Below are 23,264 nucleotides of genomic sequence, written 5' to 3' on the forward strand. Positions count from 1 at the left end.
GCTTGAATTAAGCGGCGCGAGCGGAGACAATCGCCTGTCATTGCGCCAATCCCGGGAGCGTCCATGTTCGATCCGGTCATCAACAGCCTGCCCGCCTTTGCCGGGTTCTTTGCCACGGCAGTTATCCTGCTCGCGGTATTTCTCGTCCTTTATGTTTTCGTGACGCCTTATCGCGAGATGAGCCTGATCCGTGAAGGCAACACGGCTGCAGCGATCAGTCTTGGCGGGGCGATTGTCGGCTTTGCACTGCCCATTGCCGTTTCGGTCGTGGTCAGTCACAACCTCTACGCCATGCTTGGCTGGGGAGTCGTTGCCGGGGCCGTTCAGCTGCTGGCCTATGTGGCGGCGCGCCTGGCCTTGCCGCAGATCAGTTCAAGCATTCCCCAGGGCAAGGTGGCCTCCGGGGTGTTTCTCGCTTCATTGTCGCTCGGCGTCGGTATCCTGAATGCCGGTTGCATTGCCTGATTTCTCAAGGAGACTCACATGGCACTGATGGACTTCATCAAGAAACAGTTTATCGACATCCTGCAGTGGACCGAGGATGCCGACGGTACGCTGGCCTGGCGTTTCCCGATGGCGGAAATGGAAATCCAGAACGGCGCCAGCCTGACGGTGCGCGAATCGCAGATGGCGATGTTCGTGAACGAAGGGACGGTGGCCGACGTCTTTGCGCCCGGCATGTACAAACTGAACACGCAGACGCTGCCGGTGCTCACCTATCTGAAGAACTGGGACAAGCTGTTCGAATCCCCGTTCAAGAGCGACGTCTATTTCTTCTCGACGCGTACCCAGCTCGATCAGAAGTGGGGCACGCCCAACCCGATCACCATTCGCGACAAGGATTTCGGCATTGTCCGCCTGCGCGCCTTCGGAATCTATTCCTATCACCTGACCGATCCCAAACTCTTCTACCAGAAGATTTCCGGCACGCGCGACACCTACACGCGCGAGGAACTCGAAGGCCAGTTGCGCAACACGCTGGTTGCCGGCATGACCGATCTGTTCGGCGAATCCGGCGTGCCCTTCATCGACATGGCGGGCAACCAGGACGAGTTCGGCAAGGCCATGCTGGCCAAGGCCGCGCCGATGTTCGCCGAGTTCGGCCTGTCGCTCGATTCGCTGGTGGTGCAGAACATCTCGTTGCCGGAGGAGTTGCAGAAGGTACTTGATCAGAAGATCAGCATGAACATGATTGGCGACATGCAGCGCTACACCCAGTACCAAGTCGCCAACAGCATTCCCGATGCGGCCAAGAACGAAGGCGGCATGGCTGGCTTGGGCGTTGGGCTGGGGGCTGGGCTGGGTTTCGGCCAGATGTTCGGGCAAAACATCGCCAACGCCATGCAGCCGCAACAGGCTGTCCAAGCCGCCGCTGCAGCACCTGTTTCAGCCGATGACGTTGTCGCCACGCTGGAAAAGCTGCACGGCCTGGTCGAGAAAGGCATCCTGAGCCAGGAAGAATTCGAGGCCAAGAAGGCGGAGCTGCTCAAGAAGCTGACCTGATCACCCTGCGGAATCCTGGTCCATGGCCCTGAGCGCCTCCTGTCCTTCCTGCGGCGCGCCGGTTGTCTTCAAATCGGCGTCGTCAGTCTTTGCCGTCTGCGAGTTCTGCCAGAGCACGCTGGTCCGCCACGACCAGGCGCTGGAAGACATCGGCAAGATGGCGGCGCTGGTCGAGGATCGTTCGCCGCTGCAACTGGGGGCGGAGGGCAGCTACAAGGGTGTCCATTTCGCCCTGATTGGTCGCATCCAGATTCGCTACAGCCAGGGCACGTGGAACGAATGGCATCTGCTGTTCGATGACATGCGTACCGGCTGGCTGTCTGAGGCAGCAGGTGAGTATGTGCTCACTTTTTCGCAGCATGTCATGGAGGCGATACCGGCCTTTGGTGAGTTGAAAATCGGCCAGCGTTTCGTACTGGCCAGCCAGACGTGGACAGTCAGCAACATCGAGGAAGCCGAGTGTATTGCCGGCCAGGGCGAGTTGCCGTTCAAGGTGGGCGCTGGTTACCCCGTTGCTGCGGTGGACATGCGAAATGGGGCAAATTTCGCCACCCTGGATTATTCCGAAACGCCACCGCTGCTTTTCGTTGGCGAGGCCGTCAAGTTCGCCTCGCTGAAAATGTCCAACCTGCGCCAGGGCATGCCGCTGCCGGAGGCCAATGTCGCCGCCAAGGTGTTCCGCTGCCCGAGTTGCGGTTCGCCGATGCAGGCGCGCTCCAAGGATATCCTGGCGGTGGGCTGCGCCAGCTGCGGCGCGGTGGTTGATACCGCCGACGAGACCTACAAGATCCTGTCGAAAGCCTTGGGCAATCGCGACGAGAAATATGTGCCGCGTCTGCCCCTGGGCAGCAAGGGAACGCTGGAGGGCAAATCGGTCGAGGTCATCGGTTTTCTGGTCAAGCAATGCAAGGTCGAGGGCATTACCTACGATTGGCGCGAGTACCTGCTGGCCAGCGAGAATGGAACCTACCGCTGGCTGACCGAATACGACGGTCACTGGAACATCGCCGACGTGCTGTCCAATCCGCCGGCCAGCAGCGGTGCCATGGAGCTGGCCGACGTGCGCTGGTCCGGCCAAAGCTTCAAGCATTTTTCGACGACCGCGACCGCCGAGGTCATCCAGGTGGCCGGCGAATTCACCTGGCGCGTGCGGCGTGGCGAAACGAATCGGGTGGTCGATTACGTTGCGCCGCCCTTGATGCTGTCGCGCGAGTCGACCCAAAAGGATTTGACCTGGACTTGCGGTAGCTATGTCGAACCGGCCGTGATCGCCGAGGCCTTCAAGCTGAAAGTACGCTTGCCGGACCCGATTGGCGTGTACGCCAACCAGCCGAATCCCTGGGAAGAGACGCATCGCAAGGTGTGCAAGCTATTCTGGCGGCTGGCGCTGGTCGCCATCGTGCTACAGGTGTTCTTCATCTTCATTTCCGGTGGCAAGCAGCTACTCAAGCAGGATTTCGTCTTCGAGCCGCGCACCGCCGACGAAGTGCAGAGCCGCGAATTCCAGATCACGGGCAAGCCACGCAAGATCGCCGTGCGCAATACGACCTCGCTCGACAATAACTGGCTGGGGCTCGACCTGATGCTGGTGAACAAGGCGACCGGTGAAGCCTGGCCGGCAACGCGCGAACTTTCCTTCTACCAGGGCTACGATGATGGCCATTGGACCGAAGGCAGCCAGGACGATGAGGTGGTATTCCGCAATATCCCAGCCGGCACCTACTACCTGACGCTCGACCCGGAGATCGGCAACGACCGCTATGCTGCGGTGCACGACACTTTGGAGGTCAAAACCGGCGGCGCCGGTTGGTCGAATTTCATCATGGTGATGATCTTCCTGGCCATCTTCCCGATCTTCACACGCTTGCGTCACGCTGCCTTCGAGGCGCGACGCTGGATGGAGAGCGACCACCCGCCGGTGACCAGCGACGATTCCGATGGAGATGACGACTGATGTTCCGCAAATTCAACATGGTCGTCAGCATTCTTGCCCTGTCGTTTTTCGCTTATGCCCAGCATCAGGGTTGGAACATGTTCGACAACGAGGCGAGTTCGAGTTCAGGGCATTCCAGCGGCAGTCGGAGCTATCACAAATGATTGTCGGCAGGCATCGGCGGCGGGTCGTCTGATGCGGGCTCTCTTCCTGCTTCTGCTCGTTGCAGTCAGTTTCAGCGCAAATGCCCTGGAAGCTGTGACGATTCAACTGAACTGGAAGCATCAGTTCCAGTTTGCCGGTTATTACGTGGCGATCGAGAAGGGCTATTTCCGCGATGCCGGTTTCGACGTCACTTTGCGCGAGTTGGGCTCCGGAGAGGATCCCGTCGATCTGGTGTTGGCCGGCAAGGCGGACTACGGCGTTGCGGCATCCGAACTGGCGCTGCACCGCGGGCGGGGCAAACCCATCGTCGCTGTGGCTGCGATCATCCAGAATTCACCGTTGGTCTTGCTGGTCAATCGCAAGAAGGTTTCGAGTATCGAGGCGCTGAACAACGGTGGCGCCAAGATCATGCTGATGCCGCACGAAGCTGAACTCTACGCCTACCTGAAGCGCGAGGGCATCGAGCGTTATACCGTCATCCCGCACAGCTTCGATCCCGATGACCTCATTTCCGGGCGGGTCGATGCCTTGTCGGGCTATTCAACCGATGAGCCGTTCATCCTGCGCCAGCACGACTTCCCCTACCTGGTGTTCACTCCGCGGGCAGTCGGCATCAATTTTTATGGTGATACGCTGTTTACCAGCGAGGAGAGGAGCAAACGTCAGCCCTCCGAGGTACGGGCATTTCGTGATGCCGCCGTAAAGGGTTGGGCCTATGCCATGGAACATCCGCAGGAGGCGGCGGAACTGATCCTGCGTCGCTACTCGAACCGTCACAGTCTGGCCCATCTGCTGTTCGAGGCGGCCGAAATGAAGCGACTGATGCAGCCGGAACTGATCGAACTGGGCACTCAGTCTGCGCAACGCTGGCAGCAGATTGCTCGGACATACGCCGAACTGCAAATGTTGCCGACGAATGTCTCGATGGATGGCTTGATTTTCGATAGTGGCAGCCGCCGCTTGCCGGTTTGGGTGTGGCCGGCCTTTGCTCTTGGAGCAGTGTTGTTGACGGCGGTTTTGCTGGTGGCCTGGCATTTTGCCAAGCTCAATCGTTTGTTGCGGGCCGAGGCCGCCAGTCGGCGTGAAGCCGAATTCGCCTTGCGCCAGAGCGAAGAGCGTTACCGGCAATTGGCCGAACACAGCAAGGACGTCATCTGGACGCTCGATCTGGCCAGCCTACGTTTTACCTATGTCAGCCCATCGATCCGTAATGTCCGTGGATATACGGCCGAGGAGGTGATGCGGCAGAGTCTGCAGGAGGCGCTGACGGCAGAGTCATATTGTCACGCCATGGCCATTCTGCAGGAGCATCTGCAGCGCCTCGGCGAAGGCGACATGAGTGCGCTCTCGGCTACGACGGAAATAGAGCAGCCGCACAAGAATGGCGGCGTGATCGTTTCCGAGGTGGTGGCCAGCTTTGTTCTGGATGAAACCGGCCAGCCACAGACGGTGCTGGGCATCGCGCGTGATATTTCGGAACGACGTGCCGTCGAGAGCCAGTTGCGCTCGGCCAACGACCGCCTGCGCGGACAATTGCAGGAAATCGAGAAATTGCAGGCCGCCTTGAAGGAGCAGGCAATACGTGACAGTCTGACCGGTTGCTTCAATCGCCGCTATCTTGACGAAACCCTGGAGCGTGAATTGTGGCGGGCTCGGCGTGAGGGCTATCCCTTGGCCTTGGTCATCCTCGATCTCGACCATTTCAAGCAGATCAACGATACCTATGGCCATCTGGCCGGCGACCTGGCGCTCAAGGAACTGGCCGGCCAGTTGCAAGCCGATGTGCGCCACGAGGACGTGCTATGTCGCTACGGTGGCGAGGAGTTCGTCATCCTGATGCCACGCATGGCTTTGGCGACGGCCTTGGAGCGTGCCGAAGCCTGGCGCCAGAGGATCGCCGACATCCGTATCCAGTTCGGCAATTTCGAGTTGTCCTTTACGGCATCGGCCGGCGTCGCGGCCTATCCCGATCACGGCAAGACACCCGATGAATTGGCGCAGGCTGCCGACGAGGCGCTTTATGTGGCCAAGCGCGAGGGGCGCAATCGCGTCGTTGCCTACCGCGTGACCGAGGGTTAGCGCTCAGTCGCCGCCACCACCGCAGCCTCCGCCGCAACCGCTGCCCCCGTCTCCGCCGCCGGAGTCGCCGCTACAGCCACCGCCACAACCCGAGGAGCAGCCGATATCGCTGGCGCAGAAGCCGGAGCCCCCCGCGCCGCGTGCTGCCATGCAGTCGAGGTGATAGACGAAGCCACCGGCAATGCCGAGTGCAGCGTCGATGGCGAACAAGCGGGGCAAACGATCGGGTTTCTTCGGGTCGATCTTTTCCAGGGTGCAGGCCAGACGCCAGGCGCGCTTGATTCCGTCGCTCGCTTGCGTCGGTGTCGTCATCGCTTCGGCTGGCGTGTGGTGCAGGAAGCGACCGAAGGCCGAACCGCAGAATTTATTGTATTGCCGGGTGAACAGGATGAACTCGTGCCAGGCGTCGTCCACCGCTTGCGAAGGCATGGCCACCATGCGTCGCCCGGCCAGCCGGCAGATCTGGAAGTAATCGACCAATGCCGCGAAAACCTCGCCGCGTTGGGCTTCGCTCAGTTCCGGCCGGCGTGCTGCCAGCCGCTTGTCGAGTTGGCGTTGATAGGGATAGGCCGCGATGTAGCCGGCGCGCCGCTGCCGGCTCCAGTGCCGCCAGATCAGGAAGACGATGAGCGCCACGAAGGCGCCGATCAGCAGCTTGGCCATGTTCAGCTATTGACGTCGAAGCACAGGTATTTGACTTCGAGGTATTCCTCGATGCCGTACTTCGAGCCCTCGCGGCCGATACCCGACTGCTTGATGCCGCCGAACGGAGCCACTTCGTTTGAAATCAGTCCGGTATTGACGCCGACCATGCCGTATTCCAACGCTTCTCCGACGCGCCAGCAGCGCCCCACATTACGCGTGAAGAAATAGGCGGCCAGGCCGAACTCGGTATCGTTGGCCATGGCGATGGCCTCGGCCTCGGTCTCGAAGCGGAAGAGCGGAGCGACCGGGCCGAAGGTTTCCTCGCGAGCCACTTTCATGGCGGTGGTAACGTCGGCCAGCACGGTTGGCTGATAGAAGTTGCCGCCGCGCTCGTGGCGGGCGCCGCCGCACAGCACGCGGGCACCTTTGGCGACGGCATCGGCGACATGCGATTCGACCTTGGCCAGACCGGCTGCGTTGATCAGCGGGCCTTGGGCGACGCCGGCCTCGGTGCCGGGGCCGACTCTCAACTGCTTGACCTTTTCGGCGAAGCGGGCGGCGAATTCCTCGTAGATGCCCGACTGGACCAGGATGCGGTTGGCGCAGACGCAGGTCTGCCCCGTGTTCCGGTATTTTGCCGAAATTGCCCCGTCCACCGCAGCAGTCACGTCGGCATCGTCAAAAACGATGAAGGGCGCGTTGCCGCCCAGTTCCAGCGACAGCTTCTTGATGCTCGGCGCACACTGCGCCATCAACAGGCGGCCGACGCCGGTCGAGCCGGTGAAGGACAGCTTGCGGACGATCGGGTTGGCGCACAGCTCGCCGCCGACGTCGGCCGGCGTGCCGGTGACGACGTTGAAGATGCCAGTCGGGAATCCGGCCTGCTCGGCCAGTACGGCCAGCGCCAGGGCGGTCAGCGGCGTTGATTCGGCCGGCTTGACGACGACCGGGCAGCCGGCCGCGAGTGCCGGGGCAACCTTGCGCGTGATCATGGCGAGCGGGAAATTCCACGGCGTGATCGCGGCGCTGACGCCGATCGGCTGTTTGACCACGACCAGCCGGGTATTGGCAGCCGGGCTGGGGATGGTTTCACCGTAGGTGCGCTTGCCTTCCTCGGCGAACCATTCGACGAAAGAGGCACCATAGATCACTTCCCCCTTGGCTTCGGCCAGCGGCTTGCCGCATTCGGCGGTGATCAGTTGCGCCAGGTCGTCGGCGTTGTCGAGAATCAGGCGGTTCCAGGCCTGCAGCAACTGGGCGCGGCGGCGGGCGGTCAGTGCCTTCCAGGCCGGCCAGGCCGCATCGGCGGCCTCAATAGCACGGCGGGTTTCGGCGCTGCCGCAACAGGGCACGAAGGCGAGGTGCTCGCCGGTCGCCGGATTGAGTACCTCCAGCGTGCGCTTGTCGTCGGCATCGACCCACTGGCCGGCAATCAGGTTGGTGTTCCGTAGCAGGGCTGGGTTCTTCAGGTTCATGGTCTTGAAAAATCCTGTAAAAACGTTAAGTTATAGGTTGTATTGTAGAAACGTCATTAAGATGAAGCGTGTTGTATTCTCCTCCGCTCTCCTGTTCAGCGCCCTGTTGATGACCGCGTGCAGCGGCCCGGCACCGCGCCAGGCGACGTCGCCGGAAACTATACCGCAAGCGCAACGGGCGGTGAGCGAACTGGGTAACGAGGTGGCGATGTACGCCCTGGGCCTGATCGATACCGGCTACCGCTTCGGCGGCAAGAACCCGGAGGCAGGTCTGGATTGCAGCGGCATGGTCAGCTACATCTACCGACAGGCTGCCGGCATCAAGGTGCAGGGGAGCGCTGCCGATATCGCGCGCAACGGTCGGGCCATTGCCCGCGACGACCTGCGCCCGGGCGATCTGGTCTTCTTCAATACGCGTAACCAACCGTTTTCGCATGTTGGCATCTATCTGGGCGATGCCCGCTTCGTCCATGCCCCGTCGACCAACGGCAAGGTACGCATCGACCGCCTGAACGACCGCTATTACGCCCAGCGCTACGAAGCAGCGCGCACCTTGCTCGATTGATCCCGGGATAATTGGACGGGGCGCGGCGTAAAAGGTAGAATCCGCGTCTTCCGCCCGTAGCTCAGCTGGATAGAGTACTGCCCTCCGAAGGCAGGGGTCGTGCGTTCGAATCGCGCCGGGCGGGCCAGAATTCGCAAAAGCCACCGTCAGGTGGCTTTTTGCTTTTCCGCTTAGCCTTCCCCGGCTTCATACGCCGAGAGCGTCACCCCGGCGTGGGTCAGAAATTCGCGAAATGCCTTGATGTCGGTCTTGCTGCACGTGTTGCTGTTGTGCGGGTGGTGCAGGAAGGTCTCCATCTTGTTCAGTTTGACCTTGAAGCGGGCGCCGTGTGAGGGCTCGACTTCGGCGCCGAGATGGTTGAGCAGCGATTCGATTTCGCGCCAGTGGATGTTGGCGGAGGGCGGGTCCTGGAAGATCGTTCGCAAGAGGTGGGCGTGCTTGTGGCTCATGGAAAACTCCCGACGCTGTCGATTTTTCCATTCTATGCCTTTGAGGCAGCGTGCGATCAGCTCAGGGCGGTTTTGAGCAGCGCGAGCGAGAGCAGTGTATACCCGGCCGCAACAAGATCGTCGGCCATGACGCCGAAGCCGTTCTTGACGTGCTCGTCGAAGTAGCGGGCCGGCTGTGGCTTGGTGATGTCGAAGAAGCGGAACAGGATGAAAGCGGCGAGTTGCCACAGCCAACCGGGCGGGGCCATGAGCAAGACGAGCCAGAAGGGGACGATTTCGTCCCAGACGATGCTGCCGTGATCCGGGTCGCCCAGCGCCTTGCCAGCGACATTGATGAACCAGATGCCACCGAGGTAGGCTGAGACGATCAGGAAGAGAAACTGGGCGTCGCCGAACCATGGGCGCATCAGGATGAAGCTGGCCCAGGCAAACAGGGTACCGAAGGTGCCCGGCGCTTTCGGCGCGAGGCCGCTGCCGCAGCCGCAGGCGAAGAAATGCGCCGGGTGGGCGAGCAGGAAGCGGACGCTAGGCGGCTGAGTCGACAAAGTGCTCGTACCCCTTGCGGGCGATTTCGACCGGCTGGTTGTCCGGATCCAAAACGGTGACTTGGCCGGCCGGTCCGGCGACGATTTCGCCGATGTGCCAGAGTGGCAGTTCAAGGCGCGCGGCGATCTGGGCGATGGCCAGGCTTTGCTGGCCAGGTGCCGTGAAGCAGAGCTCGTAGTCGTCGCCGCCGGCCAGCTGGCAGTCGAGGGCGATGCGACGCAGGTCGGCATCGTAGTTGTCGCCGGTGCCGGACAGTTCGCGCAGGTGTGGCAATTGCACCAGGCGGACGGCGGCGGCGCAGCCGGAGCGTTCGCCGATGTGGGCGAGATCGGCCAGGAGGCCGTCCGATACATCGATGGCGGCGCTGGCGATGCCTTTCAGTGCTTGGCCCAAGGCGACGCGCGGCTTGGGTTTTTCCAGCGCGGCGACGCATAGTCGAGGCCAGGGCTCGGGCAGTTTGACCTTGCCTTGCAGGTGGGCGAGGCCGAGGGCGGCGAGGCCGGGGCGGCCGGAGACCCAGATCTGGTCGCCGGGGCGGGCGCCGTCGCGGCGGATGGCCTGGCCGGGCTCGATTTCGCCCATGGCGGTGATGCAGACATTGAGCGGGCCGCGGGTGGTATCGCCGCCGATCACATCGACGCCGTATTCGGCAGCACACGCGAAAAAGCCTTCGGCGAATTTTGCCACCCAGGCCTCGTCCACCGCAGGCATGGCGCCGGCCAGTGTTACCCAGCGCGGCTTGGCGCCCATCGCGGCGAGGTCGGAGATGTTGACGGCGAGCGCCTTCCAGCCGAGGTTCTTTGGATCGGTATCAGGCAGGAAATGGGTGCCTGCGACCAGCATGTCGGTGGTTACCGCCAGCTGCGTGCCGGGTGTCGGTTCGATCAGGGCGCAATCGTCACCCGGGCCGAGCACCGTGTTCGGGGTCGGCCGGGCGAAGTATTTGGCGATCAGGTCGAACTCGCCGGGCATGGCCTTAACGGTTCTGCTTGCGGTTGGCGACTTCGTCCGGGCGGACGCCAGCGGCCACCTTGTCTAGCACGCCATTGACGTACTTGTGGCCGTCCGTGCCGCCGAAGGCCTTGGCCAGTTCGATGGCCTCGTTGATGATCACGCGGTAGGGCGTTTCCGGATGGTGCACCATCTCGAAGGTGCCGAGCAGCAGGATGCAGGCTTCGATCGGCGACAACTCGGTGAACGGGCGGTCGATGTGCACAGCGATCTTTTCGATCAGCGGGGCGCGCTGGGCGATGACGCCGCGTAGCGTGCCGACGAAGAATTCGCGGTCGGCCTTGGCGAAGCCTTCCATCTCCGGTGCGTAGGCTTCGATGGCGGCCTCGTCGGCACCGCCGACACGCCACTGGTAGAGGCCCTGCAGCACGAATTCGCGAGCACGGCGGCGGGCGGACTTGGGCTTGGCGGTCTTGTCTTGTTCGGTCATTGGGCGAGTGCCTTTTGCAGGTTGGCCATTTCGACGGCGGCCTGGGCGCAGTCGCTGCCCTTGGGCTGCATGCGCACTTCGGCTTGTTCGTCGGTTTCACAGGTCAGGATGCCGTTGGCGATGGGCACGCCGGTGTCGAGCTGCACTTCCATGATGGCGCGGCAAGAATCGTTGGAGACGACCTCGAAGTGATAGGTCTCGCCGCGGATGACGGCACCGAGGGCGACGAGCGCGTCGTACTTGCCGCTGTTGGCCATGGTTTGCAGGATGAGCGGGATTTCCAGTGCGCCCGGGCAGGTGGCGATGGCCATGTCGCCGTCGGCCACGCCGAGGCGCTTCAGCTCATTGACGCAGGCGGAGAGCAGGCCTTCGCAGACCGGCAGGTTGAAGCGGCTCATCACGATGCCGACGCGTAGACCGGCGCCGGCGAGGTTGTTGTCGAATTCGAAAACGTTGTCGAAGCGGGACATGGCTTTAAAGCTCCGCAGGAGAGGGAACGAAACCGGTGACTTCGAGGCCGAAGCCGGTCATGGAGGGCATCTTGCGCGGGCTGGAGAGCAGGCGCATCTTGCCGACGCCGCAGTCGCGCAGGATCTGCGCGCCGATGCCGTAGGAACGCGGGTCCCACTTGGTCTGGCCCTGCGGCTTCTCGGCGGTCAGGCGGTTGAGCAGGGCTTCGCCGTCTTCCGGACGGTGCAGCAGGACGATGACGCCATGGCCGTGCTTGGCCAGCGCGGCTTGTGCCTGGTCGATGGAAAACGATTGCTGTTTGCTCGACGGGTCGAGGAAATCGAGTACCGAGAGCGGCTCGTGCACGCGCACCAGCGTTTCGCCATCGCCCGGGATGCTGCCCTTGACCAGCGCCAGATGCGTGCCGCCGCCAGCGCGGTCGGCGTAGGCGTGCATGGTGAATTCGCCGTGCGGCGTGGCGATGGTCTTGCTGGCGACGCGCTCGATCAGTTTTTCAGAGGCGGCACGGTAGTGGATCAGGTCGGCGATGGTGCCGATCTTCAAGCCGTGTTCCTTGGCGAATTCGATCAGCTCGGGCAGGCGGGCCATCGTGCCGTCGTCGTTCATGATTTCGCAGATGACCGAGGCGGGCTCCAGGCCGGCCATGCCGGCGAGGTCGCAGCCGGCTTCGGTGTGGCCGGCGCGTACCAGCACGCCACCTTCGCGGGCGGTGATCGGGAAGACATGGCCGGGCTGCACGATGTCGTCAGCGACGGCGTTCTTGGCCACGGCGACCTGGATGGTCTTGGCGCGGTCGGCGGCAGAAATGCCGGTGGTAACGCCTTCGGCGGCCTCGATCGAGACGGTGAAGGCGGTGCCGTAGACGGTGCCGTTGTTGCGTGCCATCTGGGTCAGGCCCAGCTTCTTGCAGCGTTCGGCGGTGAGGGTCAGGCAGACCAGGCCGCGGCCGTATTTGGCCATGAAGTTGATGGCTTCCGGCGTGATGTGCTCGGCGGCCATGACGAGGTCGCCTTCGTTTTCGCGGTCTTCTTCATCGACCAGGATGACCATGCGACCGGCCTTCAGTTCGGCGACGATCTCGGCAGTGCTGGCAATGGCGGGATGGGGTGGCATCGGGTGTGGGGGTGAAACGGAAAGGGGTGACATTTTCGCAGAAATGGGGGCGGCAAGGTTGATTTTGTAAGCTTTTTTGCCCAGCGCTATTTTGCCTGAGCCTTGATTTTTGGCCTTTTTGGCCAGTGCACCGCAGCAATCAATCTTAGGGCGTGTAAGCCTCGACCTGGATGCGCAGGCGGACTTCGTCGCCGATGAAGGGCAGGCCGTTGGTCAGGCCGAAATCAGAGCGACGCAGCGTGGTGACGGCATCCGCGCCGCAGCCGCGCTTGCGGTTGGCAAGATTCAGCCCGCACTTGAAGCGGGCGATGTCGAGGCGGACAGGTCGGATTTCGCCGAGCATGACCAGCTTGCCGTCGACGGCGGTGAGCTGCTCGCCGGTGAAGACGAAGTTCTCGCTACGGAACAGGATGTCGGGAAAGCTCTTGGCGTTGAACCAGTCTTCGCCGCGCAGGATGTCGTCGCGCAAGGCCATGCCGGTATCAAGGGAGGTGACGTCGATGCGGATGTCGACCTGGCCGCGCTTGGCCTCGGGGTCGAAGGCGAGGCTGCCGCTAGTGCGGTTGAACTGGCCGCGCTGTGTTGAGAAACCGAGGTGGTCGATCTCGAAGCTGGCATAGGTGTGCGTCGGGTCGATGACATAGTCGGCAGCACTGGCGTTGAGCTCGAGGCTGGCGAGTAGGGCGGCGAGGATGACTCTTGCGGTGCACATGGCAAAACGGGCAAAAATGGTGGCGATAGCCTTCCGACCGCTGCGCCGGCGTGCCGTTCCCAAAAAATCGCGGTAGCATGCCGGGCCATGCGCCACGCCCTGCTTTTCTCCGTTTTCGTCATCGCCTCCTGCGGCCTCGCCTACGAGTTGGTCGCCGGCGCCTTGTCGTCCTATCTGTTGGGTGACTCGGTCCTGCAATTCTCGACGGTGATCGGCTGCTACCTGTTTGCCATGGGTGCCGGGTCCTGGCTGTCGAAATACATCACGCGCGACCTGATCGGGCGTTTCATCCAGATCGAGTTGATGGTTGGTTTGCTCGGCGGCTTCTCGGCCATCGGGCTGTTCCTGGTCTTCACCTGGATGTCGGCGCCGTTCAAGCTGGTGCTCTACCTGGCGGTATTCGGTGTCGGGGTGCTGGTCGGGCTGGAGATTCCGCTGGTCATGCGTATCCTGAAGCGCGAGCTAGCCTTCAAGGACCTTGTGTCGCAAGTGCTCACTTTCGACTATCTCGGCGCGCTGGCGGTGTCCATCCTCTTCCCGCTGATTCTCGCGCCGCATCTTGGCATGGTGCGTACCGGGCTGCTTTTCGGTCTGTTGAACGTCGGCGTCGCACTGTGGGCGCTGCATCTGTTCCGCGCCCAGTTGCCGGCTCGACCCTGGCTGGCTGTGCAGAGCTGGGCCAGTTTCGCCGTGTTGCTCGGGGGCTTTGCCGGCGCCGGGCAACTCACCACCTTGGCCGAGAGCCATCTCTATGCCGACGAAATCGTGCATGCCGAGACCACGCCCTACCAGCGCCTGGTAGTGACGCGCTGGCGCGACGATTTACGCCTCTTCCTGAACAATAACCTTCAGTTCTCGTCGCACGACGAATATCGCTACCACGAGGCGCTGGTCCATCCCGGCCTGGCGGCCTTGCCGGGCGCAAAGCGTGTGCTGGTGCTGGGCGGTGGCGACGGCCTGGCCGTGCGCGAGATTCTCAAGTACGACAAGGTGGAATCGGTGACCCTGGTCGACCTCGACCCGGCGATGACCGCCTTGTTCTCGACTGCGCCGGCGTTGGTCGAGCTGAATCGCGGCGCGTTGAAGGACAAGCGAGTGACGGTGATCAATGCCGATGCGCTGGTCTGGCTGGAGGAAAGCCGCGACTACTTTGATTTCATCGTGGTCGACTTTCCCGATCCGAACAACTTCGCACTGGGCAAACTGTACTCATCGGCCTTCTACCGGCTGCTGGAAAAGCGCCTCTCGGCGCGTGGCCTGATGGTCATCCAGTCGACCTCGCCGTTCTACGCGCGGCAATCGTTCTGGTGCGTGGTGACGACGCTGGAGGACGTCGGCCTGAAAACCGCGCCGTATCACGCGATGGTGCCGTCCTTCGGGGAGTGGGGCTTCATCATCGCCAGCCGGCAGGATTTCTTGCCTGCTGCGGTGGACAGCGCAAAAACCCGATTTTTGACGCCGGAGATCGTGGCCGATTTGTTCCGCTTCCCGGCCGACATGGCGCGCGTGCCGGCCGAAGTGAATCGCCTGAACAACCAGGTGCTGGTGCGCTACTTCGAAAGCGAGTGGCGCAAGGTGATTCGTTAGTTTTCTGCCCGGTGCGCCTTGATGTAGGCGACCACTTCGTCCATCGGCACCGGTTTGCTGAACAGGTAGCCCTGCAGGAAATCGCAGTGCAGGCGCGACAGGAACTCCTTCTGCATTTCCGTCTCGACGCCCTCGGCGACGACTCCCAGCCCAAGGTTGTGGCCTAGTGCGATGGTCGCGGCGCAGATCGAGGCGTCGTTGGCGTCGGTCTCGATGTCGGTGACGAAGGAGCGGTCGAGCTTCAGGCGCTTGATCGGCAGGTGCTTCAGATAGGCGAGCGAGGAGTGTCCGGTGCCGAAATCGTCGATGGCCAGCATGACGCCGAGGGCGGCCAGTTGGTCGAGGATGGACAGTGTCACCTCGGGGTTCTGCATCGCCGTGCTCTCGGTGATTTCCAGCTCGATTTCCTGCGGTTTCAGTTCGTAGCAGGCCAGCGCGCCCTGGACGAGGAGCAGCAGGTTTTCGTGGCGCAACTGCTGGGCGGAGATGTTGATGGCGACGTGTACGCCGTCGATCCCGGCCTTCTTGATTTCGCGCAGCTGGCGGCAAGCTTCCCAGATCACCCAGTCGCCGAGCGGCTGGATCAGGCCGGTTTCCTCGGCGATGGCAATGAAGCGCAGCGGCGAGATGGGGCCGAATTCCGGGCTGTTCCAGCGTAGCAGGGCCTCGAGCGAGGAAATCTGGCCGGTACGGGTGTTCAGCTGGGGCTGGAAGTGCAGCGAGAATTCGCAATTGAGCGGCGACATCGAGGCGACGGCATGCCGCAATGCGCTTTCCAGGCGCAGGCGCTCGCCGGCCGCTTCGTTCATGCGGCTGGCGTAGAACTGGTGGTTGTTCCGCCCCAGGCTCTTGGCGTGGTACATCGCCGAATCGGCGTTGCGCAGCAGGGTGGTCAGGTCGGTGCCGTCGGTCGGATAGAGGCTGATGCCGATGCTGGGCGTGGCGTACAGAGCGTGCTCATCGATCTGGTAGTGATCCGCCAGTTCGTTCTGGATCTTGCCGGCAACCCGGCCGGCGGTGACCGGCGAATCGATCTCGGGGAGTACGACGACAAACTCGTCGCCGCCCAGGCGGGCGACCAGATCGCTGCCGCGAACGGCTTGACGCAAGCGGTCGGCGACCTGCTTGAGGATCTCGTCGCCGACGTGGTGGCCCAGCGTGTCGTTGATGTTCTTGAAATTGTCGAGGTCGATCAGCATGACTGCCAGCTGCCGGCTCTCGCGCTCGCAAACGCGCAGCATGTGGTTAAGCTGGGCCTCGAAGGCCAGGCGGTTGGGCAGTTGGGTTAGCGCGTCGTGGTAGGCGAGCAGGGCCAGGCGTTCGGAAGCCTGCTTGTTGGTGCTGATGTCGGTGAAGTTTGCGACATAGTTCAGTACCCGCCCCGCCGCATCGCGAACGACCGAGATGGAGAGCAGCTTGGGGTAGCAGCTACCATCCTTGCGCTTGTCCCAGATCTCACCTTCCCAGTAGTTACGCTCATTGAGCGCTTGCCACATTTCAGCGTAGAGCTCCGGCGTCGAATGGCCGGAGGCCAGAATGCGTGGGTTCTGGCCGACGACCTCCTCGGCGGTGTAGCCGGTCAGCCGGGTAAAGGCGGCGTTGACGCTGATGATTTTGTTGCCGGCATCGGTGACGACGATGGCCTCATGGCTTTGCGCAAAGGCGCGTTGCAGCACCCCGTCGGGGAGTGCAACGGCGTTTCTGTCACCGGAATCTGACGTGGGGTCAGTATCGTTCATGCCTGCGGTCTATCTTGTTGAAAGATAGCCGTAGATTACACGTTGAACAGGAAGTTCATCACATCGCCATCGCGCACGACGTATTCCTTGCCTTCGGCGCGCATCTTGCCGGCTTCCTTGGCGCCTTGTTCGCCCTTGTAGGCGATGAAGTCTTCGTAGGCGATGGTCTGGGCGCGGATGAAGCCGCGTTCGAAGTCGGTGTGGATGACGCCAGCCGCTTGCGGCGCGGTGTCGCCGGCATGAATGGTCCAGGCGCGCACTTCCTTCACGCCAGCGGTGAAGTAGGTCTGCAGGCCGAGCAGCTGGTAGCCGGCGCGGATCAGGCGATCCAGGCCGGGCTCGTGCAGGCCCATCGATTCGAGGAATTCGACCTTGTCGGCGTCGTCCAGGTCGGCGATCTCGGCTTCGATCGAGGCGCACAGGGCGACGACTTGTGAGCCTTCCTCGGCTGCGTGCGCTTCTACCTTGGCCAGCAGCGGGTTGTCAGTGAAGCCGTCTTCGGCGACGTTGGCGGCGTACAGCACAGGCTTGGCGGTGATCAGGCAGAAGGGCTTCAGCGTGGCCCATTCTTCCTTGGAAAGATCGAGGGCGCGCACGGCCTTGCCCTGATCGAGCTGGGCAAAGCACTTCTCTAGCACGGAGACCAGGATCTTGGCTTCCTTGTCGCCGGAGTTGGCCGGGCGCTTGTAGCGGTTCAAGGCCTTTTCGACGGTACCCATGTCGGCCAGCGCCAGTTCGGTGTCGATGACTTCGATATCGCGGATCGGGTCGACACTGCCGGAAACATGGATCACGTTCGGGTCGTCGAAGCAGCGCACGACGTGCACGATGGCGTCGGTTTCGCGGATGTTGGCCAGGAACTGGTTGCCCAGGCCTTCACCCTTGGAAGCACCGGCGACCAGACCGGCGATGTCGACGAATTCGACGATGGCCGGCTGCACCTTCTGCGGCTTGACGATCTCGGAGAGCGCCTTGAGACGCGGGTCCGGCACCTCGACGATGCCGACATTCGGCTCGATGGTACAGAACGGGTAGTTGGCCGCTTCGATGCCAGCCTTGGTCAGGGCGTTGAACAGGGTGGATTTGCCGACGTTGGGCAGACCGACGATACCGCATTTCAAAGACATGGTTTCTTCCTTAGACGGCTTTGCCGTGCAACTGTTGTTGGGCGCCGGCGTAGTCTCCGGCGGAAATTCGGGGCCAGGCCAGCAGGCTACGATGCAGGGACTGCTCGATATCCGGCATTTCTTCCTTGCGCGGCTGGTGCAGCACGAAATCGGCGACTTGTTGGCTCAAGCCCAGCGTGCGCGGGTGGCCGATGCCGAGGCGCAGGCGCCAGAAGTCCGGCGTGCCAAGCTTGGCCTGGATATCTTTCAGGCCGTTGTGGCCGCCGTTGCCGCCGCCCTGTTTCAGGCGGATGCCGCCGGGGGGCAGGTCGAGTTCGTCATGGATGACCAGAATCTCGGCCGGGGAAATCTTGTAGAAATTGGCCAGCGCCGCCACTGCCTGACCGGAACGGTTCATGTAGGTGGTCGGTTGCAGCAGCCACAGTTCGCCGGCACGTCCGGCCTTGCCGAAGAATTTCGACTGTGGGGCGAGCGTGATCTTGAGTTGATCGGCCAACTGGTCGACGAACCAGAACCCGACGTTGTGTCGGGTGGCTTCGTATTCCGGCCCCGGGTTGCCGAGGCCGACGATCAGACGAGGAGCGGTCATGGGTTCAGTCGTGAAAAGGCCGCCGGGGCATTCTGCCTGCGGCGGCCAGAGTATAGCGGAGCGCGCGGATTACTCGGCGGCAGCTTCGCCTTCGGCAGCTTCTTCAGCCGAACCGCCCTTGCCGACGATGCCGGCAACGATCGGGTCGTCTTCACCGTGCTTGACCAGAGCCACGCCCTTCGGCAGCTTGACCTGGGAAGCGTGGATGTTCTCGCCAACCTTCAGGGAGCCGAGGTCGACTTCGATGAACTCGGGCAGATCCTTGGCCAGACAGTGGATGTCCAGTTCGGTGGTGACGTGGTTAACCAGGCCGCCGCCCAGCTTGACGCCCGGGGAGTTTTCTTCGTTGACGAAGTGCAGGGGCACCTTGATGTGCAGTTCGTGGGTGGCGTCGACGCGCTGGAAGTCCACGTGCAGGATCAGTTGCTTGTAGGCGTGCGTCTGGTAGTCACGTAGCAGGACTTGTTCCTTCTTGCCATCGATGACGAGGTTGATGATGGAAGAGTGGAAAGCTTCCTTCTTCATCTTCAACAGCAGGTCGTTGTGGTTGGTTTCGATAGCGATCGGGGCGGCTTCACCGCCGTAGACGATACCCGGAACGGTGCCGGCACGGCGCAGGCGGCGGCTCGCACCCGTTCCCTGTACGCCACGTGCGGAAGCGATAACTTCAAATTGCATGGTGGTACTCCAAAAATTTTCCCGAACCGCGACCAGAACGGGAAGGTTAAAAAGACTTAATCAATGAACAGCGACGAGACGGAGTCGTCGTTGCTGATGCGGCGAATGGTTTCGGCCATGATCTCGGCAACCGAGAGTTGGCGGATACGCGGCGAAGCGGCTGCATCGTCGCGTAGGGGGATGGTGTCGGTGACGACCAGGGCGTCGAGGTCGGAGGTATTCACGCGCTCGACGGCCGGGCCGGACAGTACCGGGTGAGTACAGTAAGCGACGACCTGCTTGGCACCATGCTGCTTGAGCGCGGTGGCGGCCTTGCACAGGGTGCCGGCGGTGTCGACCATGTCATCCATGATGATGCAGGTGCGGCCCTTGACGTCGCCGATGATGTTCATCACTTCGGAAACGTTAGCCTTCGGGCGGCGCTTGTCGATGATGGCCAGGTCACATTCCAGTCGCTTGGCCAGCGAGCGGGCGCGGACGACGCCGCCGTGGTCGGGCGAAACGACCATCGGGTTTTCGTAATTCTGCTTCTTGATGTCTTCGAGCAGGATAGGCAGGGCGTAGATGTTATCGACCGGAATGTCGAAGAAGCCCTGAATCTGTTCGGCGTGCAGGTCCATGGTCAGCACGCGGTCGACGCCGGAAGCGACGAGCATGTTGGCGACCAGCTTGGCGGCGATGGGCACGCGGGAGGAACGCGAGCGGCGATCCTGGCGGGCGTAGCCGAAGTAGGGAATGGCGGCGGTGATGCGACCGGCCGAGGCGCGCTTGAGCGAATCGACCATGACCAGCAGTTCCATCAGGTTGTCGTTGGTCGGGGCGCAGGTGGATTGCAACACGAAGATGTCGCGACCGCGGACGTGTTCCTGCAGTTCGACGCTGACTTCGCCGTCGGAAAAGCGGCCGACATTGGCGCGACCGAGGTCGACATTGAGATTGGTAGCAACGTCGGCAGCCAGTTTCGGATTGGCATTGCCGGTGAACACCATCAGGCTGTTGTAGGCCATTTCCACAGTCCTCAGGGATCTTTGCGCGCGCCGCAAATTCTCCCGATGCAATGAAAATCGGGCAGGCGCGAGACCTGCCCGAAGGGAATCTGGCAGGGGAAGAAGGATTCGAACCTTCGAATGCCGGAATCAAAATCCGGTGCCTTGACCAACTTGGCGACTCCCCTGCGGTCGTCTGAACGGGTGCCGTTCAAACGAGGCGCGAATGATACAGGAGGCTTTTCAGGAAATCCAGTCTTTTTGCAGATTTTTTGCAAGCGGGTGCTCGGCGAGCCCCTCGGCCACCCAGCCGTTCATGCCAGTCGGGAGTTGGGAAAGCACGGATTCGGCCGCCTTCCTGTCAGCGAAAGCCGCGAAAACGCAGGCCCCGGAACCGGTCATCATCGCCGTCGGTGCGTATTGCTTCAGCCAGGCCAGATGTTCGGCTACGGCCGGGAAGCGGGCACAGGCGACGGTTTCCAGATCGTTATGGCCGAGGCCAGGCTGCCAGTCGGCGGCAGTGATGGCCGGCGTATCGCGCTTGAGGTCGGGGGCACCGAAAATTGCCGCTGTCGGCACGTGCACCGCAGGCGTCAGCACCAGGTAGGTGGCGGGCGGCAGATTGAGGTCGGTGAAGTGCTCGCCGACGCCTTCGGCGAAACAGTTGCGGCCGTGAATGAAGACCGGAACATCGGCGCCGAGTGCCAGACCGATTTTCTCCAGTTGCGGGCGCGTCAGGCCGGTTTGCCAGAGGTGGTTCAAAGCGAGAAGGACGGTCGCGGCATCGGAGGAGCCGCCGCCGAGGCCGCCGCCCATGGGCAGACGTTTGTCGAGGCGAATGGTCGCGCCTTGGCGGCAACCGGTGGCTTCCTGCAACAGGCGGGCGGCGCGTACGGTCAGATCGGTTTCCGGCGGAACGCCGGGGATGGGAGTCGCAAGGACGATCTGGCCGTCGTCGCGCGGTGCGAAGCGCAGGGTGTCGGCGCGGTCGATGAAGCGGAAGAGCGTTTGCAGCAGGTGGTAGCCGTCCGCCCGGCGGCCAACGACATGCAGGAAGAGATTCAGTTTGGCCGGCGCCGGCCAGGCGCTGTCCCAGGTCCAGTCAGTCAAGGCGCTTCCTTCCATTCCTCGATGCGCAGTTTGAGTTCGATGCCTTGCCCGTCGCTCAGGGTCAGGCGAGCTGGGGCGGCGGCAGGTAATTCGAGATCGTAGCCATAGTCGATCCGCCAGCCGGCTTCGTCCAGCCGGCTGGGGCGGCCCAGCGGGTCATGCGTCAACTTGCCGGAGATGCCGGCGCGGCCGAGCAGCCAGGCGGCCAGGCGGCCGACCGGAAGGCGTTGCCCGGTGACTTCCTCGATCAGGCTCTCCGGGTCGGCCGACTCACGGGTGTCGCCATTGGCTAGGCGTAGCGTCGAGCGACCAGGGCGCATCTCGATCTCGGCCAGGCCGATCCCGATCGGGTTGGCCAACAGGAGGCGGTCCTGTTCGCCTCGGTGTTCCCAGCTCAGGCGGCCGCCGCTGCGTTGTGCCGGGCGGTCGGGCTGGGAAACGCGTAGGGCAAAACGCGCCTCGAGGGCGAAATCGCTGATCCGTTCGCGCTCCGGTTGCAGACCGGGAACGACGGCGCAGCCGGCGAGCAGCAGGCTGCCGGCCAGCACGATGCTGTGGCGCAAATTCACGGCTGCAGTTTCTTGATGGCGTCGGCCAGCACGTCGTTATCGGGGTTCTGGCTCGCTGCTTCCTTGAGCAGGCGCTGCGCTTCAGCCTTGCGGTTTAGCGACCACAGCACTTCGGCCAGGTGGGCGGCAATTTCCGGGTCGGCCTTGATGCGGTAGGCCGTCTGCAGCGTCTGCAATGCCTGTTCGGTCTTGCCCTGGCGGAACTGCACCCAACCCAGGCTATCCATGATGAAGGGGTCTTCCGGCATCAGTGCGGAGGCCTTGGCGATCATGTCGTAGGCTTCGCTCAGGTTGACGTTGCGGTCGGCCCAGGAATAGCCGAGGGCGTTCAGGGCATGGGCGTGCTCGGGATTCTGGGCAAGCAGGCGCTTCAGATGGGTTTCCAGCAGCTCCGGCTTGCCCATGCGTTCGGCCGTCAGCGCGGCTTCGTAGAGCAGTTCGGCATTGTCCGGTTGGGTGCTGAGGCCGGCATCGAGCACGATATAGGCATCGTTGTAGCGCTTCGCGTCGCGCAGCATCTGCGACTCGGCGAGGATCAACTGTACGCGTTCGGCTGGGCTGCTGCCTTGTGTGGCGCGCAGCAGCTCGCGCGCCTCGTCGGTCTTGCCCTGCTGCATCAGGATTTGCGCTGCGCGCGAACGGGCAGCGACGAATTGTTCGCCAGCCGTCACCTGACGGAAATGGGCGAGGGCGGCATCCGGTTTTTTCTGCTCCTGATCCAGTTGGCCCAGGAAGAAATGCACCGTGCTCTTGTCCGGGAACTCGGTTTTCAGCAGGTGCTCGAGTTGGCTGCGGCCGGTCTGGTAGTCACCTTGTTGCAGGGCGAGCATGGCGATCGGATAGATCACCTCGGGGCTGTCCGGGTTGTCCTTGAGTAGGCGGTCGAATTGTTTGCGCGATTCGTCGTAGCGTCTTTCGGCGATGAGCAGCCGGGCCAGGGTCAGGCGGGCGTCGCGGGCGCTGGGGACGCGCCCGACAAAGTCGAACAGGCCGTCGATGGCGAGTTTGTTGGATTGCCGGGATTGCAGCTGGGCACGGGCAAGTGCCGCGGTTTCCCAGTCGGGGCGCTGGCGTAGGGCGGCTTCGGTTTCGTCGAGGGCGCGTTGATAATCGCCGACGTTCGAGGCCGCCTGGGCCATGGCAAAGTGAGCTTCAGGCAGGGTATCGTAGGGTGTCGCCAGTCGATCGACGAGGCGCTGAACGGCCTTCTTGTCGCTCAGGCGGGCCAGCATCCGATTCAGGTGGAGCAGGTTGCTGGCCAAGTTGGGTTTGTCCTGTTCGAGCAAGCGGGCCAGCTCCGGGGCCAATTCGTCTAGCCGATTGGTCAGCACGAGCAGTGACGATTGCGTCTGGCGGGCTTGTGCCGATGACGGTTCGATCTCGAGCCACAGGCGGACGAGTTCCAGGGCACGTTCGTACTGGCGGGCGAGGACGGCAACTTCGGTGGCGCGTGCGATGACCTTCGGGTCGCGCGTGCGCACCGCCAGATCGGTCCAGGCGTCCGAGCCGAACTTGGGATCGCCGCGGAGTAGCGCGAATTCGCCGACCAGCGCCTGGAAGACGGTGCGTCCGATCAGGTCTTCGCTGGAGGCTGCAATCGGTTTGCGACTGCTTGCTCGTGGGGCGCTATCGCCGGCAGCCAGGGCGCTGCCAGCCTGGCTCAGGCCAAGGGCCAAGGAGAGGGTGGCGGCGAGGAGCTTCAATTGCATGGGGTCGGCTTTCGTTCGTTGTTGCGTCTTTGAACGCATAGAATCGCGTAAGTTTGCGATGTTATTTGGGTTT

General features: G+C 62.6%; 24 protein-coding genes and 2 tRNA genes. 8 read left to right on the forward strand and 18 right to left on the reverse strand.

Annotated elements, in window-relative coordinates; all coding sequences use genetic code 11:
- Positions 1 to 63: 63 nt before the first annotated feature.
- Genes WIF35_RS13815 through WIF35_RS13835 form a run of 5 tightly spaced genes read left to right on the forward strand, consistent with a single transcriptional unit; the run spans position 64 to position 5,680 of the window.
- A complete protein-coding gene (locus WIF35_RS13815; protein WP_412478799.1) occupies positions 64 to 465 on the forward strand; it encodes a DUF350 domain-containing protein in 402 nt (133 codons plus the stop codon).
- Between the two features lie 18 nt (positions 466 to 483).
- Positions 484 to 1,503, forward strand: coding sequence for an SPFH domain-containing protein (locus WIF35_RS13820; RefSeq protein WP_412478800.1), 1,020 nt, complete (start codon positions 484 to 486; stop codon positions 1,501 to 1,503).
- 22 nt (positions 1,504 to 1,525) lie between these two features.
- A complete protein-coding gene (locus tag WIF35_RS13825) occupies positions 1,526 to 3,457 on the forward strand; it encodes a DUF4178 domain-containing protein (RefSeq protein ID WP_412478801.1) in 1,932 nt (643 codons plus the stop codon).
- Positions 3,457 to 3,600, forward strand: coding sequence for a hypothetical protein (locus tag WIF35_RS13830; RefSeq protein WP_412478802.1), 144 nt, complete (start codon positions 3,457 to 3,459; stop codon positions 3,598 to 3,600). The genes WIF35_RS13825 and WIF35_RS13830 overlap by 1 nt, the downstream gene beginning before the upstream one ends.
- A 31-nt stretch (positions 3,601 to 3,631) precedes the next feature.
- Positions 3,632 to 5,680 carry a diguanylate cyclase gene (locus WIF35_RS13835; RefSeq protein ID WP_412478803.1) on the forward strand — a complete coding sequence of 683 codons (2,049 nt, stop codon included), beginning with the start codon at positions 3,632 to 3,634 and terminating at the stop codon, positions 5,678 to 5,680.
- A 3-nt stretch (positions 5,681 to 5,683) separates the two neighbouring features.
- Here WIF35_RS13835 and WIF35_RS13840 read toward each other — a convergent pair whose 3' ends face one another.
- Both WIF35_RS13840 and WIF35_RS13845 read right to left on the reverse strand, forming a co-directional pair.
- Complete coding sequence (locus WIF35_RS13840) at positions 5,684 to 6,343, reverse strand: glycine-rich domain-containing protein (protein ID WP_412478804.1); 660 nt, start codon at positions 6,341 to 6,343, stop codon at positions 5,684 to 5,686.
- A 2-nt stretch (positions 6,344 to 6,345) separates the two neighbouring features.
- Entirely contained in the window at positions 6,346 to 7,800 is a 1,455-nt protein-coding gene (locus WIF35_RS13845; protein ID WP_412478805.1) for an NAD-dependent succinate-semialdehyde dehydrogenase, read from the reverse strand.
- Between the two features lie 61 nt (positions 7,801 to 7,861).
- Here WIF35_RS13845 and WIF35_RS13850 point away from each other — a divergent pair, with 61 nt between their 5' ends.
- Both WIF35_RS13850 and WIF35_RS13855 read left to right on the forward strand, forming a co-directional pair.
- Entirely contained in the window at positions 7,862 to 8,365 is a 504-nt protein-coding gene (locus WIF35_RS13850) for a C40 family peptidase (protein WP_412478806.1), read from the forward strand.
- Positions 8,366 to 8,415: 50 nt separating this feature from the next.
- Positions 8,416 to 8,492 (forward strand) — tRNA-Arg (locus WIF35_RS13855).
- Positions 8,493 to 8,535: 43 nt separating this feature from the next.
- Here the strand turns inward: WIF35_RS13855 and WIF35_RS13860 are convergent.
- The 7 genes from WIF35_RS13860 to WIF35_RS13890 all read right to left on the reverse strand — a co-directional run bounded on the left by WIF35_RS13860 (position 8,536) and on the right by WIF35_RS13890 (position 13,097).
- Positions 8,536 to 8,814 carry a type II toxin-antitoxin system HicA family toxin gene (locus WIF35_RS13860; protein ID WP_412478807.1) on the reverse strand — a complete coding sequence of 93 codons (279 nt, stop codon included), beginning with the start codon at positions 8,812 to 8,814 and terminating at the stop codon, positions 8,536 to 8,538.
- A 56-nt stretch (positions 8,815 to 8,870) separates the two neighbouring features.
- Entirely contained in the window at positions 8,871 to 9,359 is a 489-nt protein-coding gene (locus WIF35_RS13865) for a phosphatidylglycerophosphatase A (protein WP_412478808.1), read from the reverse strand.
- Positions 9,340 to 10,332 carry a thiamine-phosphate kinase gene (thiL, locus tag WIF35_RS13870; protein WP_412478809.1) on the reverse strand — a complete coding sequence of 331 codons (993 nt, stop codon included), beginning with the start codon at positions 10,330 to 10,332 and terminating at the stop codon, positions 9,340 to 9,342. Before thiL ends, WIF35_RS13865 begins: the two co-directional genes overlap by 20 nt.
- 4 nt (positions 10,333 to 10,336) lie before the next feature.
- On the reverse strand, positions 10,337 to 10,801 hold the full coding sequence (gene nusB, locus WIF35_RS13875; protein WP_412478810.1) for a transcription antitermination factor NusB: 465 nt from the start codon (positions 10,799 to 10,801) through the stop codon (positions 10,337 to 10,339).
- Positions 10,798 to 11,271: a 6,7-dimethyl-8-ribityllumazine synthase gene (gene ribH, locus WIF35_RS13880; RefSeq protein WP_412478811.1), complete on the reverse strand. Its 474-nt coding sequence runs from the start codon at positions 11,269 to 11,271 to the stop codon at positions 10,798 to 10,800. The genes nusB and ribH overlap by 4 nt, the downstream gene beginning before the upstream one ends.
- 4 nt (positions 11,272 to 11,275) lie before the next feature.
- Positions 11,276 to 12,385 carry a bifunctional 3,4-dihydroxy-2-butanone-4-phosphate synthase/GTP cyclohydrolase II gene (gene ribBA, locus WIF35_RS13885; protein WP_412478812.1) on the reverse strand — a complete coding sequence of 370 codons (1,110 nt, stop codon included), beginning with the start codon at positions 12,383 to 12,385 and terminating at the stop codon, positions 11,276 to 11,278.
- 145 nt (positions 12,386 to 12,530) lie between these two features.
- Positions 12,531 to 13,097, reverse strand: coding sequence for a YceI family protein (locus WIF35_RS13890; protein ID WP_412478813.1), 567 nt, complete (start codon positions 13,095 to 13,097; stop codon positions 12,531 to 12,533).
- Positions 13,098 to 13,184: 87 nt separating this feature from the next.
- Here WIF35_RS13890 and WIF35_RS13895 point away from each other — a divergent pair, with 87 nt between their 5' ends.
- The gene (locus tag WIF35_RS13895; protein WP_412478814.1) at positions 13,185 to 14,684 is read left to right on the forward strand and encodes a polyamine aminopropyltransferase; all 1,500 of its coding nucleotides are present in this window, start codon (positions 13,185 to 13,187) and stop codon (positions 14,682 to 14,684) included.
- Here the strand turns inward: WIF35_RS13895 and WIF35_RS13900 are convergent.
- From WIF35_RS13900 to WIF35_RS13940, 9 genes are all read right to left on the reverse strand, one after another.
- Positions 14,681 to 16,423 (reverse strand): putative bifunctional diguanylate cyclase/phosphodiesterase, encoded by a 1,743-nt coding sequence (locus tag WIF35_RS13900; protein WP_412478815.1) that lies wholly within the window; start codon positions 16,421 to 16,423, stop codon positions 14,681 to 14,683. The genes WIF35_RS13895 and WIF35_RS13900 overlap by 4 nt on opposite strands.
- 35 nt (positions 16,424 to 16,458) lie before the next feature.
- Positions 16,459 to 17,550 carry a redox-regulated ATPase YchF gene (gene ychF / locus WIF35_RS13905; protein ID WP_412478816.1) on the reverse strand — a complete coding sequence of 364 codons (1,092 nt, stop codon included), beginning with the start codon at positions 17,548 to 17,550 and terminating at the stop codon, positions 16,459 to 16,461.
- Between the two features lie 10 nt (positions 17,551 to 17,560).
- Positions 17,561 to 18,139, reverse strand: a complete 579-nt coding sequence (gene pth / locus WIF35_RS13910) for an aminoacyl-tRNA hydrolase (protein ID WP_412478817.1) — start codon at positions 18,137 to 18,139, stop codon at positions 17,561 to 17,563.
- Between the two features lie 69 nt (positions 18,140 to 18,208).
- Positions 18,209 to 18,817: a 50S ribosomal protein L25/general stress protein Ctc gene (locus tag WIF35_RS13915; RefSeq protein WP_412478818.1), complete on the reverse strand. Its 609-nt coding sequence runs from the start codon at positions 18,815 to 18,817 to the stop codon at positions 18,209 to 18,211.
- Positions 18,818 to 18,873: 56 nt separating this feature from the next.
- The gene (locus tag WIF35_RS13920) at positions 18,874 to 19,824 is read right to left on the reverse strand and encodes a ribose-phosphate pyrophosphokinase (protein ID WP_412478819.1); all 951 of its coding nucleotides are present in this window, start codon (positions 19,822 to 19,824) and stop codon (positions 18,874 to 18,876) included.
- A gap of 90 nt (positions 19,825 to 19,914) precedes the next feature.
- Positions 19,915 to 19,991: transfer RNA gene (locus WIF35_RS13925), tRNA-Gln, on the reverse strand.
- A gap of 55 nt (positions 19,992 to 20,046) precedes the next feature.
- Entirely contained in the window at positions 20,047 to 20,913 is an 867-nt protein-coding gene (gene ispE, locus WIF35_RS13930) for a 4-(cytidine 5'-diphospho)-2-C-methyl-D-erythritol kinase (RefSeq protein WP_412478820.1), read from the reverse strand.
- On the reverse strand, positions 20,910 to 21,482 hold the full coding sequence (lolB, locus tag WIF35_RS13935; RefSeq protein WP_412478821.1) for a lipoprotein insertase outer membrane protein LolB: 573 nt from the start codon (positions 21,480 to 21,482) through the stop codon (positions 20,910 to 20,912). Before lolB ends, ispE begins: the two co-directional genes overlap by 4 nt.
- Positions 21,479 to 23,191, reverse strand: a complete 1,713-nt coding sequence (locus WIF35_RS13940; RefSeq protein WP_412478822.1) for a tetratricopeptide repeat protein — start codon at positions 23,189 to 23,191, stop codon at positions 21,479 to 21,481. Before WIF35_RS13940 ends, lolB begins: the two co-directional genes overlap by 4 nt.
- Positions 23,192 to 23,264: the final 73 nt, after the last annotated feature.

Origin of the sequence: Azonexus sp. IMCC34839, from assembly GCF_047047955.1 — a bacterium.
Lineage (GTDB): Bacteria > Pseudomonadota > Gammaproteobacteria > Burkholderiales > Rhodocyclaceae > Azonexus.

Bases quoted from the DNA above. Each gene is read 5' to 3' on its own strand.
- WIF35_RS13815 (WP_412478799.1), top strand. From the start codon at position 64: ATGTTCGATCCGGTCATCAACAGCCTGCCCGCCTTTGCCGGGTTCTTT.
- WIF35_RS13820 (WP_412478800.1), top strand. From the start codon at position 484: ATGGCACTGATGGACTTCATCAAGAAACAGTTTATCGACATCCTGCAG.
- WIF35_RS13825 (WP_412478801.1), top strand. From the start codon at position 1,526: ATGGCCCTGAGCGCCTCCTGTCCTTCCTGCGGCGCGCCGGTTGTCTTC.
- WIF35_RS13830 (WP_412478802.1), top strand. From the start codon at position 3,457: ATGTTCCGCAAATTCAACATGGTCGTCAGCATTCTTGCCCTGTCGTTT.
- WIF35_RS13835 (WP_412478803.1), top strand. From the start codon at position 3,632: ATGCGGGCTCTCTTCCTGCTTCTGCTCGTTGCAGTCAGTTTCAGCGCA.
- WIF35_RS13840 (WP_412478804.1), bottom strand. From the start codon at position 6,343: ATGGCCAAGCTGCTGATCGGCGCCTTCGTGGCGCTCATCGTCTTCCTG.
- WIF35_RS13845 (WP_412478805.1), bottom strand. From the start codon at position 7,800: ATGAACCTGAAGAACCCAGCCCTGCTACGGAACACCAACCTGATTGCC.
- WIF35_RS13850 (WP_412478806.1), top strand. From the start codon at position 7,862: ATGAAGCGTGTTGTATTCTCCTCCGCTCTCCTGTTCAGCGCCCTGTTG.
- WIF35_RS13860 (WP_412478807.1), bottom strand. From the start codon at position 8,814: ATGAGCCACAAGCACGCCCACCTCTTGCGAACGATCTTCCAGGACCCG.
- thiL (WP_412478809.1), bottom strand. From the start codon at position 10,332: ATGCCCGGCGAGTTCGACCTGATCGCCAAATACTTCGCCCGGCCGACC.
- nusB (WP_412478810.1), bottom strand. From the start codon at position 10,801: ATGACCGAACAAGACAAGACCGCCAAGCCCAAGTCCGCCCGCCGCCGT.
- ribH (WP_412478811.1), bottom strand. From the start codon at position 11,271: ATGTCCCGCTTCGACAACGTTTTCGAATTCGACAACAACCTCGCCGGC.
- ribBA (WP_412478812.1), bottom strand. From the start codon at position 12,385: ATGCCACCCCATCCCGCCATTGCCAGCACTGCCGAGATCGTCGCCGAA.
- WIF35_RS13890 (WP_412478813.1), bottom strand. From the start codon at position 13,097: ATGTGCACCGCAAGAGTCATCCTCGCCGCCCTACTCGCCAGCCTCGAG.
- WIF35_RS13895 (WP_412478814.1), top strand. From the start codon at position 13,185: ATGCGCCACGCCCTGCTTTTCTCCGTTTTCGTCATCGCCTCCTGCGGC.
- WIF35_RS13900 (WP_412478815.1), bottom strand. From the start codon at position 16,423: ATGAACGATACTGACCCCACGTCAGATTCCGGTGACAGAAACGCCGTT.
- ychF (WP_412478816.1), bottom strand. From the start codon at position 17,550: ATGTCTTTGAAATGCGGTATCGTCGGTCTGCCCAACGTCGGCAAATCC.
- pth (WP_412478817.1), bottom strand. From the start codon at position 18,139: ATGACCGCTCCTCGTCTGATCGTCGGCCTCGGCAACCCGGGGCCGGAA.
- WIF35_RS13915 (WP_412478818.1), bottom strand. From the start codon at position 18,817: ATGCAATTTGAAGTTATCGCTTCCGCACGTGGCGTACAGGGAACGGGT.
- WIF35_RS13920 (WP_412478819.1), bottom strand. From the start codon at position 19,824: ATGGCCTACAACAGCCTGATGGTGTTCACCGGCAATGCCAATCCGAAA.
- WIF35_RS13940 (WP_412478822.1), bottom strand. From the start codon at position 23,191: ATGCAATTGAAGCTCCTCGCCGCCACCCTCTCCTTGGCCCTTGGCCTG.